Below are 14,001 nucleotides of genomic sequence, written 5' to 3'. Positions count from 1 at the left end.
TATGTCTAGTGTGCTTACCTTTATACTTACCAGTACCTTTAAAGATATTTAAACCATGGTAGTCAATAGAGAGTATACGCTTCCTATTTGCCATTATTTTAAGAATATATCCTCCTTTTAAATTAGATTGTACTTCTAAGCCTAACTGGTCTAGAGCTTTTTTTATATATTTTTGCTTTGTAAAGCTTCTTATTTTTTCTACAACTATCCTTAGGTTTTTAGGATTTCTAACAGCCTGCTTTATAGCAAACTTTGCAATCTCTTTGACTACCCAAGGTAATTCGCCATCTGGATCAACATATATCACCGGGTTATTATTCGCATAAGTATATCCATTTTGAGTGATAGGATTATCCAAATCCCCCGGATACGGATCCCTCGAAAGAAACCTCGCCGTCTCCGGATCATAATACCGCGCTTGCAAGTAGTACAGCTTCGTTTCCCTATCATAATAATATCCTGCATACCCTATCGGCTGTCCAGCCACGGCCGCATTTTCCGAAACCGAAAGCACTTTGCCCCACGGGTCATAGCTGTAATTCGCAACCGTCGCTCCATTTTCATCGACCATCCGCACGACATCGCCGCGGTAGTTCGTCACATAGTAGAACGTGTTACCGTTTTGGTTTGTCGCTCGTCCATACGGTTTGGTCGTTGTCGTTAGTAATATGGATGAAATCAGAGTCAGCATGATAGAATTTCATTTCACATATAAAAACTCTTTATTAAAAAGATTTTTTCAAAAGGGCGTCTTTTTATATTGATCTTATATACAAAAAATTAATATAAAATTATCATGCAGAGGGCCTCTGTAACCGACGAGAAAAATTGAACAGTTTTCGCTAAATAAGAGTGAACACTTTTCTGGAAATTCCAGCGTAATCCCTATCACTTGACATGGAGCCTCTGCGTACAAGATATTTCCTAAAAAGCGAGCAACAACAAGAATCAGCCGCATGAAACGAGGCTATCATGTACGCCACTCCATGTAAAGTGCACGCTTCTAAACTGTTCAATTTAATCAGTCGAATTCTGTTCAGTTTTATTTAGCGGTCACAGCCTCATGGTGATAATGTTTCGTTATTGGAGAAAGTGTGCAAAGTGTTAAACATCGACATCCAGGAGTTAATCGAGGTGGAGTAGCCTCTCGCTATAGTAATCGGTGGTAGCGAAGAAAAAGTTGCGAAAAAATTTCAAAAGTCAAGGAGAAAGCAAAGGTAAGGTTTTAGGAGATAAAAACGGTGGTAGCTGATAATTTTCAGTCGTTTATCGTTGATGAAAATCATAAAATATAGCATCTTTTTCAAACTGATTTTGTGCGTACAATCTAACCCTAAGAATTATCAATACAGGAGTTTCAAGGGTTATGCGTATAGGTTGTTGCTCTTGCGCTTTATTCGGCACTCCTCCATGTAAAAAGCCTTAAGAGAATTTATCTCCTAAGGCTTTTGTAACAATATAAAGTTATGGTTCAATTTTTACTTAATTCTTTGAGAACTTCTTTTGCTTTTTTTTCAACATCATTTGCGTTAAAGTAACAATTATATTTTTTAAGGTCTTCTTCAAAAGGTGAAAATCGACTAGTTATTTCTGATAACTCACCAAATAATTTAAGTTCCTTAGTACTTAAACTATCATAGTCTACATGTAAATTATAAATTACAGTAAAATCATTTGAAAAAGTCTCAGTATCAATTTGTTTATTTAAGTAATCCTGTATCAATTGATATAACTTCTTTGAATAATCAATATCCAAGCATTTTCCCTCCTTTATTTAGGAATAGCCTTTAATGGCCCCATTGCTTTCCTAGCATACTCAAAATGCAAGATGGTATTTGTTTTCTTATCATATAGAACTTCTAAGTTGTACTTCTTACCATTTCTATACATTATAGTATAATACATTCGTGCATTTGAACCTCTAGGGTCTTTATAACCTTTACCCTTTATCGCTTGTTGTAGGATTTGCACTGGAACTCTTCTGTCTGGATTATCCATATGCTTTGCAGTAGTTTTAGTAAAGTTCAATCCACCTTTTGTAACTTTACCCGTACCCTTACGTAAAACCTTCTTTGCTACTTTCCCTACCGCTTTCTTAACTAAACTCTTTGCTACTGCCCCGCTGACCATAACATATGTGAGGGCACCTGCAACAGTCCGATACAATGTGGTTAATCCACGATTTCCATCCGGATCCACCAGCATCACCGGATTGTCATTCGCATACGTATACGCATTTTGAGTGATCGGATCGTCTTTGTCTCCCGGATCTCGATCTCTTGAGATAAACCTCGCCGTCTCTGGATCATAATAGCGGGCTTGCAAGTAGTACAGCTTCGTTTCCCTATCATAATAATATCCTGCATATCCTAGCGGTTGTCCAGCCATTGCCGCATTTTCCGAAACCGAAAGCACTTTTCCCCACGGGTCATAGCTGTAATTCGCAACCGTCGCGCCGTTTTCATCGACCATCCGCACGACATCGCCGTGGTAGTTCGTGACGTAGTAGAATGTATCGCCCATTCGCATTTGTCACCGTATTCGATTTCGTCCATGTAAATGCCCATATTCCCAAACTTTCTTTTCAATGTTTCATAATCAAACATGTAAGTAAGTGCATCTACAGACATATAAAAAGCCTTAGCCCGGGTAAATTCAGAGCTAAGGCAATTTACTAGTTGAAAATAAATATGTTTAGCCTAATTCTAATCCTGCTTACACTATTCTTTGTGTGTTTTATACTTTAAATATTTAGTAATAAAAAAAGGAATGTCTTCTACTTCTTCCATCCAAAAGCCAAAGCAAGCTGTTGCTTCACCATCAACGGTCGTAATATTAGACGTGGCATCATCAGAGAGATAATAAAGAATCCCTCCATTTTTGTCACAAACTTGCCATTCCCCCCATGGTGTCCAATTACACTCTTCATCATACTCCTTATCCGTGTTAAGGATTAGATAAATTCCTTGAACAAATTTGTATTCAAATAGCTTACCTTTATACATAGTTTTTCTTTTAAAGACAAACCCTCATTTTTCTATATACTCAATAAATTCTTTCTCAATCCGTTTAAATTCACCATGACTAACTTGATTATTTTTTAAGCGTGTAACCAACTCTTTTTTATAACGGCTCCCCTTTTATTCCCACGCTTTACTCAATAATTTGATGGCAAACATAAAAATTTATGCTAAATATTATACATTTTAACTGACTAAAGGTTTTCCTTACTCAATCAACAATCCTCTATGCAACTAGTACAGTTTAATTACACCTTTTTTTCCAAAATTCCCTATAGGAAAGCAGTAATTATCTTTCCTGCCTGTTTATAATATACAACCTTAATAACACATGCATATCCTTTATAAGAATACAGGTGCAAACCGATAAGCTCGATTTTTATACGCATGAAACTCTGGCAAATAACTTGCATTAGCAATCTCTAATATCTTATTTTTAATAACCCCCTCACTCCAAACATTGGTTGGAAAAAGGTTTCCTTTACCCTCTTTCATAGGGTAATTTGGAAAATGTCTTTCTTTAATATGCTGCCATCGTTCTTTAGATAAAGTCTTGAGCACTTTTTTCGTTGGCCTCCACTGTTTTCCTGTTTCATAGGCCCAAATGATAAAATTCTTAATCGCTTCTGCACGAGCATATGCTGCCATTGCAGCCAATGTTGCAGTTACTGCAAGAGGTGTTTATTGCAAAATATACTTAGTGAGTGGCTAAATTCTTGAAAAAGACTAATAAGCTGATAACTAAAACCAAAAAACTTAGTCCCTCTCAATGGGGACTAAGCCTAAATTGCATGTTGAATTAATCTTTTAGACAATCCATCCTCTAAAAGGTTAACTCCATTTCCTCAACTATATGATGTTAGTCTAAAAAGTGGACATGGAGAACAGGGAGATTATAATAAACTTAATTCCAATAGGTTCGAGGTGTCCAATCATGAAAAAGAGAACATTTGACAAAGAGTACAAGATTCAAGCGGTTGAGTTATGCTTGGAGGGGGACAAGTCCATCGCCCAAGTGGCAAAAGAGTTAGGTTTGGCTTACAACACTCTTCACCGTTGGGTGAAAGAATACAAAGAAAGCAACGGAAAGAGTTTTGTGGGTTCAGGCAACATCAAGCCACAAAATCAAGAAATCATTGAGTTACGCCGTCGTAATCAAGAGTTGGAGGAGGAATTAGCGATCCTAAAAAAGGCGTTAGGCATCTTCACCAGAAACCAGAAGTAATTTACGCATTCATTTTTCAACACCGAAACGAATTTCGCGTGGTGAAGATGTGTCAAGTGCTCGGTGTTTCAAGAAGTGGGTATTACGACTGGCTCAAGCGTCCGAAAAGTAAACAGAAAAAACGAAAAGAACAACTCACTCAACAGATTCGAAATGAGTATCTAAAGTCCCGTAAGATTTACGGAAGCCCGAAAATTACGCAAGAACTAGGCAAACAAGGGATTCGAGTGTCTCAAAAGACGGTCGCTCGCATCATGAGGGAAGAAGGCTTGAGATCCATTACCGTCCGTAAATTCAAAGCCACTACGAACAGTAACCATCCTTACAACGTATATGACAATCTATTGAAACAAAACTTCCAAGCAACGGCTCCGAATGAAGTATGGATGGCAGATATTACGTACATTTCTACCGATGAAGGCTGGTTGTATTTAGCCAGTATCATGGATTTATATACTCGCAAGATGGTAGGATGGTATATCGATACACGAATGACGAAAGAGTTAGTCATCAAAGCGTTACAACGAGCTCTAAACAGCGAAAAACCAACGGAACGAGTGATTCATCATTCGGATCGTGGGAGCCAATATGCTTCGAATGACTATCAGCAACTTTTACAGGAACATCATTTTCAAGTGAGCATGTCGAGACGTGGGAACTGTTACGACAACGCTTGTATGGAGTCGTTTCATAGCCTAATCAAGAAAGAGTGCATTTATCTGAATCGATTCCGCACGCGGAAAGAAGCGAAACAAGCCATTTTTGAGTACATCGAATGCTTCTACAATCGCAAAAGAATTCATTCAGCTCTTGGCTATGTATCGCCATATGAATTTGAGGCTGCTTACTACGCTAATCAGAGAAAAGTAGCTGCCTAAGTTCAGCTATTTCTCTCTGTTTAACGTGTCCGTTTTCTTGACATAACACCAAAGTTTATCTTTATTGGTGAAGCAATCAAATGGAAGAGGGATTAACGGAGAACACACAGTCAAGAACAGAATGCACATATCTATCTGTCCGAATGGCAAAGACGACAACCAGACAAAGATAACGTGAATGTAAATCTAACCAAATGAAATGTGCGCAATCCCCTTTCATCGAACAAAGAAAAACAGAAAAGGATCACGTGTCAAGCATAAAGAAGCCATTAAGCTAAATCGTTTTCCTCCAAAAGCTATGGGTGATCGACATTCGTCGATCACCCATTTGGTCAACTGTCTACTTTGGTTTCATGTGTCTTTGAATCTCTGTAAAATTCTACAACCAAACATGCCCATCGCGGGCTTGTTTTTCAAGTTCGTGTCACCTCCTCCCCACACGCACGCTCTTGTTTTCGATTATGATTTCCGTAAAATCTTCTCCATCGCCTTCCCTCTTGCTAGCTCATCAATCAGCTTATCTAAATAGCGGATTTCTCGCATGATGGGTTCTTCGATATTTTCCACCCGGACACCGCAGACCACACCTTTGATGAGAGTTCGCGAAGGGTTCAAGTGCGGAGCTTCTGTAAAGAAAGTTTCAAAGTCTGTCTTTTTTTCTAAGTGTGTATTTAACTCTTCCTGGCTGTATCCAGTCAACCAACAAATGATTGTATCAACCTCCTCTTTCGTGCGCCCTTTTTTCTCTGCCTTTGTCACATAGTGAGGGTAGACACTGGCGACACTTGTTGTATAAATCCGATGCTTGTCCATAATATCTCCCCTTTCTATCTTTTATTATATGAGAACCATCCTCTTTTTAACGTGGAGAAAGACCGTTAAGCAACAACCGGACCATTTCAGAGGCAACTTCTTCCACCATTTGGCGCTTATTCATTACTTCTCGGCGATTGCGAACGGTCAACATGGCGACAAAAAGATGAGAAAGCAAGAAAGGATCATACGGCACAATCTCCTCCTTTTCCATTGCTTTTTGAAAGGCGTGCTCAAGCACTTCATGCAACTTCCGTTCAGCATTGCGAATTTCTGCAGTTTGTTCCTCTGATAACTCCGACGAGGCTTCACGCATCATCGTTTCAAAATCCACATACGTATTTTGCATATAGCGTATAGCGACCTCCCGCAGACGTTCCTGCAATGTCCCGGGACCGTTCATAATGGCAACGGTTTGATCGTGTGCAACCTTTAACACAAACAACAGACATTTGGTAAATAACATGGATTTGTTACTGAAATAGTAATAAACACTTGCTTTGGTTAAACCGCATGTTTTAGCTACGGTTTCAAGGGACACCTTTTCAAACCCGTGTTCCATAAATAAAGCGGAGGCAGTCCGCAATATTTGTATCATCGTTTGTGAAGACTCGGTTGCTTTTGGACGGCCTGGTTTACGTTTTTCTCTGGATTGATTCACAGTTGCTCCCTCCCGCTCTAAAATAAAGCTTGATTAATTAACCTTCTGGTATATATAATTATATCATCTCCACATAAAAGATACGTAAATAGCGTCAAAACGCGTAAAGAAAGGAAGGACAGTAATATGTTTCATTCGATCGGAGCGCTGGTTAGCGGACCGAAAACACGGTGGGCAACGCTGATTGTCTGGGTAGCCATGGCCATCATTCTCTCGGTTTCCTTACCAGCCGCAGGTGATCAAAAACAAAACAACGCCGGCAATCTTCATAAAGACAGTTCCTCTTTACAGGCGGCTCGTGTCATGGAAAAGTATTTCCCTGGGGAGTCAGGGCTCCCTGCTTTAGTGGTTTGGCATCGGCCTGACGGTTTGAACGAACAGGATTTTCATCTGATGGCAGAAATTTCTCAACAGCTCAAAGAAAAACCGCTGAAAGGCCAAAAAAGCTTGCTTTCCTTGCATCAGTTTCCTCCTCCTGCCTTGAAACAAATGATTTCTGAGGATGGCAGCACACTTGTTCAGCCGATCATATTTGATGAGAGTATGGAGCCGGAGCAGCTTAAAAAGAGTTTACATGCTCTTCAGGACAGAATCAAGAAAGCTTCTGGTACCGATCCTTTTACCACAACAATGGACGCGCCGGACAAATTGAGTCTTCGCATTAGCGGTCCCGCAGGCATTGCGGTGGATGCTACCGATTTGTTTCTGAATGCTGATTTCATTTTATTGATCGCCACCATCTTGTTGGTGTTAGTCGTTTTGCTCTTGATCTACCGTTCTCCTCTCTTAGCGATCATCCCGTTAATTGGTGTTGGCTTCGCTTATGCTGTAACCAGTCCCCTATTGGGCTGGATGGCCAAGAAAGGATGGATTGTAGTCGACTCTCAAAGCCTTGCGATCATGACCGTCCTTCTTTTCGGCGCTGGTACAGACTATTGTCTATTTTTCATTACCCGCTTCCGACAAGAGCTGATGCGTGACAGCAATCGTTTTCATGCACTGCGCCGCACCTTCCGAGAAGCTTCAGGTGCCATAGCCATGAGCGGTTTCACCGTGATGCTAGCTTTGCTAGCATTGCTTGTAGCTAAATATGGTGCATACGAACGTTTCGCAGTGCCGTTTAGCTTATCTATTCTGATCATGATGCTTGCCAGTCTGACGTTGGTGCCGGCGTTGCTGGCCATCATCGGACGCGTCGCCTTCTTCCCATTTGTTCCTCGGACACCAGAAGAAGAGCAGCAGCGTGCCGTTGAGAAGGGCAAGGATTATAAACCTAAAAAAGCTAGACGTACCTTGAGTGCAACTGTCGGTCAACTAGTCGTTACCAAACCGCGAAGAGTTGTCATTGCCTGCACCATAACGCTTGGGATTTTGGCCGCATTCGCCAGTCAAATAACCTTTACGTATGATTTGCTGTCATCGTTCCCGAAAGATATGCCTTCCCGCGAGGGGTTTGAACGCATAGCCGAGAGCTATTCCCCTGGGGAGCTTGCTCCGGTTTCCGTGATCGTCAAAAACGGTCCCGATCTAAGCAAAACTCTGGCGGAACATCCTGCGGTGAATGAGGTTGCTGAGCGTCAAATCAGCACCATTGATCCCGCCTACTCTTTATACCGTCTAGTTCTTAACGCAAACCCTTATTCACAAGAAGCGATGAAGGTTATTCCGGAGCTGCGCAACATTGCCGCAGAGGCTCTGGAAACTAGCGGAGCCGTACAGAATGACACTTCTATTTGGCTTGCTGGACAAACAGCGGAGCAATATGATGTGAAATCATGGACCGATCGGGACAGCCACGTGATCATTCCCCTTGTGATCGGTCTGATCGCGGTCTTGCTTTTTGCATACTTGCGCTCGCTCATAACGACGATTAATCTAATATTGACTGTTTTGCTTTCTTATGTTGCGGCCTTGGGAATGGGGTGGATTATCCTTCATTACGGATTTGGCGTAGCAGCGATTCAAGGAGCCATTCCTCTGTATGCTTTCGTCTTCTTGATTGCTCTTGGCGAAGATTATAATATTTTTATGGTCTCGAGTATCTGGAAAAAAGCCAAGACCATGCCGTTAAAAGAAGCCATTAAAGAAGGGGTGACACAAACGAGCGGTGTCATTACATCAGCAGGTCTGATCCTAGCGGCCACCTTCGCTGTATTGATCACCATGCCTATACAAGTCCTTGTTCAATTTGGTTTAATCACGGCTCTTGGCGTACTTTTAGATACTTTTGTCGTTCGAGCATTGCTGGTGCCTTCCTTGACGGCGCTTATGGGAAAAATGGCATTTTGGCCGAGTCGTTCAAAACAGCAGGAATCTTCGTTGAAAACACGAGCCAAGTAAAATCAGCCATCCAAAGCATATCAAATTCTCTTGGTGTGATGACGGGGTTTTGTCTACCGACACCCCTGCATCACACTAAGGGAGCTTTTTTGATCAAGCCTCTGCACAGGAATGTTTCTATTATACCACTTGTCCCTCTCCTCAACCTATTCCTTATTGAAAAACCGATGCAAAACAAAAGGACGCCTCAACAGAGGAAAGGGAAACCTTGGAAATTTTTTATTGCGAGTCCCCGTTTGGATCTTCATCGAACGAGAGGGTTGGTCTGTTGGGAAAGCAGCGAATAAAAAAGAGAACGCCGGAGCTAGCGACGTTCTCTAAGCAATTGACATTGTTCATTTCATCATTTGATTTTGTTTTCACTTAGGAATCGCGTGTCAACGTTCCATGCAAAAAAACATCAATCGCTTTGTGATATAATTTCAATGCCTCTTGAAACTGGATACGCCGTGAGATTTCCCCCAATCCCATTATCATCGCTCCAAAAATAACCGCCAACATCTGCGCTTGATCCTGTTGTAGCTCTCCGTCGTCCATCGCTGTCTGTATCATCTCTTGAAAAAAAGCAATCTGATCGGAATAGAACTTCGTTACCCTTTCCTGCACTTCACTGTTGTTCCATTCACTATTGAGAAATTCATCCATCGCGTTTGTCAAGGGATGATTTACATCATTTGTAACAATATGCTCTGCCAATCCGAGAAGCTTTTCGGCAAATGTCGGCCACTGCGACTCTTTTTGCTTCCACTTCTCCCGCCAATCACGATCCCATTCATCCAACAAATATTGAAACAGCTGTTCCTTATTGCCGAAGTGATAATAAATATTGCCCTTGCTCTTTCCTGTTGCCGCGACGATATCTTCGATAGATGTCCCCTTATATCCTTTTTGGGCAAACAATTGCATGGCTGCTTCGGCAATGCATTTTTTCGTCTGTTCGCTCTGCAACTTCTTTTTATTCATTGTATGCCCTCCTGCCACCTTCATCATAATAGTTTTTTGTTTTGGTGTCCAAGAGATGGTTGTTGCTTTGGTGAACCGGCCGGTGCTCTTTCCTCTCCTTGCGAATCCAGTACAAATTCAACAGAAAACCAGCCAGCATAATCAGACTGCCGATTAGAAATGGCGAATTCATTTGAATATCGAACAAAGCTCCGGCCAGCAAAGGACCGGCAATATTTCCAAGACTCGTATACGATGCGTTCATTCCAGCCACAAATCCTTGATCATCGCCTGCGATTCTAGAGAAATACGTGCTGATGGCTGGCCGTACAAAATCAACTGCCAAAAAGACAAGAGTGACTGAAGTGACCATCATCCAATAACGGAACGAAAAGAGGGTCACCACCATGAACACGACGATCAACAATAGACAATAGGCCGACAGCTTCTTCTCGCCGATCCAATTGATTAATCGTCCAAAGAGCGTCAACTGCGCGACGGCTCCAATGATGGAGCCGATCATGATCAACCAGGCAATTTCTCTCGGGGTATATCCATACTTGTGATCGACAAAGAGCCCAAGCACGGTTTCATATTGAGAGATTCCAAGCGAGATGATCAAAATGATCACCAATCCAGTAAAGTATGGCGTGCGGTAAGACCGAGCGAGTTGTGCCATCTGATTGGTTCGTTTCTTTTGAGACGCCATCATGTCAAGGCGTTTACTCTTGTCGAGCGATTCAGGAAGAATGGTCGAAACAACGCCAGCAACAGCGGCGGCGCTGGCTGCTGCGAAGAAAGGTACTCGCAAACCGTATTCCGCCAAAAATCCGCCGATCGCCGGCCCGATGATAAAACCAGTCGAAATAGCCGCATTGACCCAGCCCATTCCTGTGCCCCGCTCTTCTTCTGAGGTAATGTCAACCACATACGCCATGACAGCTGGCATGATGAAGGCGACTGACACACCGCCCAACATTCTCGATAGAAACAGGAGAAGAGCGTCATTGGCCAGACCAAAAATGACTTCGGAAACGGCAAAAATCAACATACCAATCACAATCACCCATTTTCTCCCATATAAGTCTGACCAACTTCCTGCATAAGGCGCCACCAAAAATTGGGTTAAAGAAAAAACGGCCACCAGAAAGCCGACAACCGTTCCAGAAATCCCAAGCACGTTCATGTATGTCGGCATAATCGGGATAACCAGGCCAACACCGACAAAAGCCAAAAAAATGTTCAACATAAGGATGAGTATGGCTCCTCTGTTCCTTGTTGCCAATTCCATCATCTTGTGTTCCTCCAAGTCAATTTTGTCACTGTGATCGGTATACATTATTATTATACTGAACGTTCATTCTATATTCTATCAAAAACGTTTTCAAACCATCAAGTTTACAAAAGCATGGCCATCATGAATATGAGGAAAAATGTTAAAGATGGCCGAGATTCCACAATAAAGAAAAAATAGTCCTACGTCATATCCGGTATGGAAACAGTATAAAGAACCAAGTTCAATCGTTTTTCTCCCAAAACTATGGGTGATAGACGAATGTCTATCACCCCATTTTGTTATAGGATTGGGTTTAAATCGATCAAACAGGCACCGACGCTCTTACGTTTTTTAAATGAATATCAAAGCGGTCAGCATTCATCACTTTGACCCAAGCTTTAATAAAATCACGGACAAATTTTTCTTGATTATCATCTTGGGCGTAAAATTCGGAGTAGGAACGGAGCACCGAGTTAGAGCCGAAAATGAGGTCCACCCGGGTAGCCGTCCACAGCACTTCATCTGTTTGCCGGTCGCGAATTTCATAAATACCGCCTTCCACCGGTACCCATTTATTGTTCATATCTACCAAGTTAACAAAGAAATCATTGGTCAGCACGCCAACGCGGTGCGTGAATACACCATGAGGCAGATCACGATAATTAGCCCCCAACACCCGCAGACCGCCGATTAACACCGTCATTTCAGGAGCGGTCAGATCCAGCAGCTGCGCCTTGTCTAGCAGCAACTCTTCAGGACCGACGCTGTATTCCTTCTTTTGATAGTTGCGGAAACCGTCTGCAACTGGTTCTAATACCGCAAAACTTTCCGCATCTGTCTGTTCTTGTGTCGCATCACCCCGTCCTGGAATAAAAGGCACCGTGACATCAAAACCGGCATCGCGGGCTGCCTTTTCCACTGCCGCGCTGCCACCAAGAACGATCAAATCGGCAAGGCTCACCTTTTTAGGTAGCTCGTTTTGAATATCTTCATAAACAGCTAGCACTTTTGCCAATGGTTCCGGTTCGTTTACTTCCCAATCTTTTTGGGGAGCAAGGCGAATACGGGCACCGTTGGCTCCACCGCGCTTATCAGAGTTGCGGAACGTGCTGGCAGAAGCCCAAGCCGTTTTCACCAACTCGCTGACGGTTAGTCCCGAGTTCAAAATTTTCGCTTTGATTTCTTCAATTTCGGAATCGGTTAATTCATAGTCAACTTCAGGAATCGGATCTTGCCAAACGAAATCTTCTTTTGGCACTTCCGGACCGAGATATCTCGTTTTTGGTCCCATGTCTCTATGAAGCAGTTTAAACCAGGCGCGGGCAAAAGCATCCGCAAATTCATCTGGATTTTGATGGAACCGGCGGGCAATCTTTTCATATTCCGGATCAAAACGAAGCGCCAGATCTGTTGTAAACATGATCGTTGGAACTTTTTTCGAAGGATCTTCAGCATCCGGGGCTAAGTCTTTTTCATCCTGATTCACAGCTTGCCATTGCCATGCTCCGGCCGGGCTCTTTGTCAGCCACCATTCATATCCAAACAACAAATCGAAATAGGACATATCCCACTTGGTAGGAGTCGGGGTCCAAGAGCCTTCAAGCCCGCTCGTAATCGTATCACGGCCTTTTCCTTTTCCATAGGAGCTGATCCATCCTAATCCTTGTGCTTCAATCGGCGCCGCTTCAGGTTCAGGACCTACGTGCGAGGCATCACCGGCACCGTGCGCCTTGCCAAACGTATGCCCTCCAGCAATAAGCGCAACTGTTTCCTCATCGTTCATCCCCATGCGTTTAAATGTCTCCCGGATGTCACGGGCCGCCGCAATTGGATCTGGTTTCCCATCAGGACCTTCCGGATTGACATAAATGAGCCCCATCTGAACAGCCGCAAGCGGATTTTCTAGATCGCGCTCTCCTGTGTAACGTTTCTCATCAAGCCATTCCTTTTCAGCTCCCCAGTAAATGTCTTCTTCCGGATGCCAAACGTCGACACGGCCGGCGCCGAAACCGATCGTTTTCCCTCCCATGGATTCAATAGCCACATTGCCGGCTAATACGATCAGGTCAGCCCAGGAAATTTTGTTGCCATATTTCTTTTTGATCGGCCACAACAGCCGGCGCGCTTTATCTAAGTTGACATTATCCGGCCAACTGTTCAGAGGAGCAAAACGTTGCGAACCCGTAGCAGCGCCGCCTCGTCCATCACCGATGCGGTATGTTCCTGCAGAATGCCAGGCCATGCGAATAAACAGCGGGCCATAATGTCCATAATCAGCTGGCCACCAATCTTGGCTTGAGGTCATCAGCTTGCGCAAATCTTCTTTTAGAGCCTGATAATCCAATTTTTGAAATTCTTGAGCATAATGAAACTCTTCATCATGAGGATTGGTTTTTCGGTCATGTTGGTGGAGAATGCTTAAATTCAGCTGGTTAGGCCACCAGTCTTTATTTGTTGTTCTCTTAGAGGTATGACTTGTTACACTGCCATGAGAAAACGGGCATTGGGATGCGTTGTGATGATTTTTGTTTTCCATCACTCTTCTCCTTTCAATCGTAAATTCAATCATTATCTGTTTTCGTTGTTATCCTTTAACAACTTAATTGATAATGATTACTACATTAAAATTATATTAAATTAATACTTAGTAGTAAAGAAAAAAGATTCAGTATTTTTAGCGACTATGATTTCTATGAGTGATGCTGGCTTTCCCCTTAACGAATCTAACGTCACTGGGGAAATCGTATCGATGCGAACAACATAATGGACAAAGTATGATGCCCCGCAATTCTTTTTCTCTAGCTATTTATTTTAATGTGATTTATGATCTTTCCTCCATAGCCGCA

Annotated in this window: 12 protein-coding genes; 2 read left to right on the top strand and 10 right to left on the bottom strand. The window is 42.6% G+C overall.

Annotated elements, in window-relative coordinates:
• The 5 genes from B6A27_RS08370 to B6A27_RS08350 all read right to left on the bottom strand — a co-directional run.
• Positions 1–691 (bottom strand): RHS repeat-associated core domain-containing protein (locus B6A27_RS08370; RefSeq protein ID WP_139788099.1); only part of this gene is annotated, 691 nt, incomplete at its 3' end.
• Between the two features lie 780 nt (positions 692–1,471).
• Positions 1,472–1,756 (bottom strand): colicin immunity domain-containing protein, encoded by a 285-nt coding sequence (locus B6A27_RS08365; RefSeq protein ID WP_012573891.1) that lies wholly within the window; start codon positions 1,754–1,756, stop codon positions 1,472–1,474.
• Positions 1,757–1,770: 14 nt separating this feature from the next.
• Complete coding sequence (locus B6A27_RS08360) at positions 1,771–2,523, bottom strand: RHS repeat-associated core domain-containing protein (RefSeq protein ID WP_161491037.1); 753 nt, start codon at positions 2,521–2,523, stop codon at positions 1,771–1,773.
• 197 nt (positions 2,524–2,720) lie between these two features.
• Entirely contained in the window at positions 2,721–3,005 is a 285-nt protein-coding gene (locus B6A27_RS08355; RefSeq protein WP_066146864.1) for a hypothetical protein, read from the bottom strand.
• A 357-nt stretch (positions 3,006–3,362) separates the two neighbouring features.
• Complete coding sequence (locus B6A27_RS08350) at positions 3,363–3,677, bottom strand: hypothetical protein (RefSeq protein ID WP_139788098.1); 315 nt, start codon at positions 3,675–3,677, stop codon at positions 3,363–3,365.
• A 277-nt stretch (positions 3,678–3,954) separates the two neighbouring features.
• Between B6A27_RS08350 and B6A27_RS08345 the strand changes: the two genes are divergently transcribed.
• Positions 3,955–5,123, top strand: a protein-coding gene (locus B6A27_RS08345) for an IS3 family transposase (protein ID WP_139788097.1) whose coding sequence is annotated in 2 segments (ribosomal slippage) — positions 3,955–4,222 and positions 4,222–5,123 — 1,170 coding nt in all. Because the reading frame shifts where the segments join, the coding sequence is not laid out codon by codon here.
• 459 nt (positions 5,124–5,582) lie between these two features.
• Here the strand turns inward: B6A27_RS08345 and B6A27_RS08340 are convergent.
• Positions 5,583–5,936, bottom strand: a complete 354-nt coding sequence (locus tag B6A27_RS08340; RefSeq protein ID WP_080861413.1) for a DUF2200 domain-containing protein — start codon at positions 5,934–5,936, stop codon at positions 5,583–5,585.
• Positions 5,937–5,982: 46 nt separating this feature from the next.
• Complete coding sequence (locus tag B6A27_RS08335) at positions 5,983–6,597, bottom strand: TetR/AcrR family transcriptional regulator (RefSeq protein ID WP_080861394.1); 615 nt, start codon at positions 6,595–6,597, stop codon at positions 5,983–5,985.
• Positions 6,598–6,723: 126 nt separating this feature from the next.
• On the opposite strand from B6A27_RS08335, the gene B6A27_RS08330 reads away from it, so the two are divergent.
• Positions 6,724–8,937: an MMPL family transporter gene (locus tag B6A27_RS08330; RefSeq protein ID WP_080861390.1), complete on the top strand. Its 2,214-nt coding sequence runs from the start codon at positions 6,724–6,726 to the stop codon at positions 8,935–8,937.
• Positions 8,938–9,300: 363 nt separating this feature from the next.
• On the opposite strand, the gene B6A27_RS08325 is transcribed toward B6A27_RS08330, so the two are convergent.
• The 3 genes from B6A27_RS08325 to katG all read right to left on the bottom strand — a co-directional run bounded on the left by B6A27_RS08325 (position 9,301) and on the right by katG (position 13,691).
• Positions 9,301–9,900: a TetR/AcrR family transcriptional regulator gene (locus B6A27_RS08325; RefSeq protein ID WP_080861387.1), complete on the bottom strand. Its 600-nt coding sequence runs from the start codon at positions 9,898–9,900 to the stop codon at positions 9,301–9,303.
• Positions 9,893–11,173, bottom strand: a complete 1,281-nt coding sequence (locus B6A27_RS08320; protein ID WP_236631819.1) for an MFS transporter — start codon at positions 11,171–11,173, stop codon at positions 9,893–9,895. The genes B6A27_RS08325 and B6A27_RS08320 overlap by 8 nt, the downstream gene beginning before the upstream one ends.
• A gap of 304 nt (positions 11,174–11,477) precedes the next feature.
• On the bottom strand, positions 11,478–13,691 hold the full coding sequence (gene katG, locus B6A27_RS08315) for a catalase/peroxidase HPI (RefSeq protein ID WP_080861376.1): 2,214 nt from the start codon (positions 13,689–13,691) through the stop codon (positions 11,478–11,480).
• Positions 13,692–14,001: the final 310 nt, after the last annotated feature.

This window comes from Anoxybacillus sp. UARK-01 (genome assembly GCF_002075365.1).
Lineage (GTDB): Bacteria > Bacillota > Bacilli > Bacillales > Anoxybacillaceae > Anoxybacteroides > Anoxybacteroides rupiense.
Note: the sequence above shows the minus strand (reverse complement) of the source record. Positions and strands in the feature narration are given on the sequence as shown.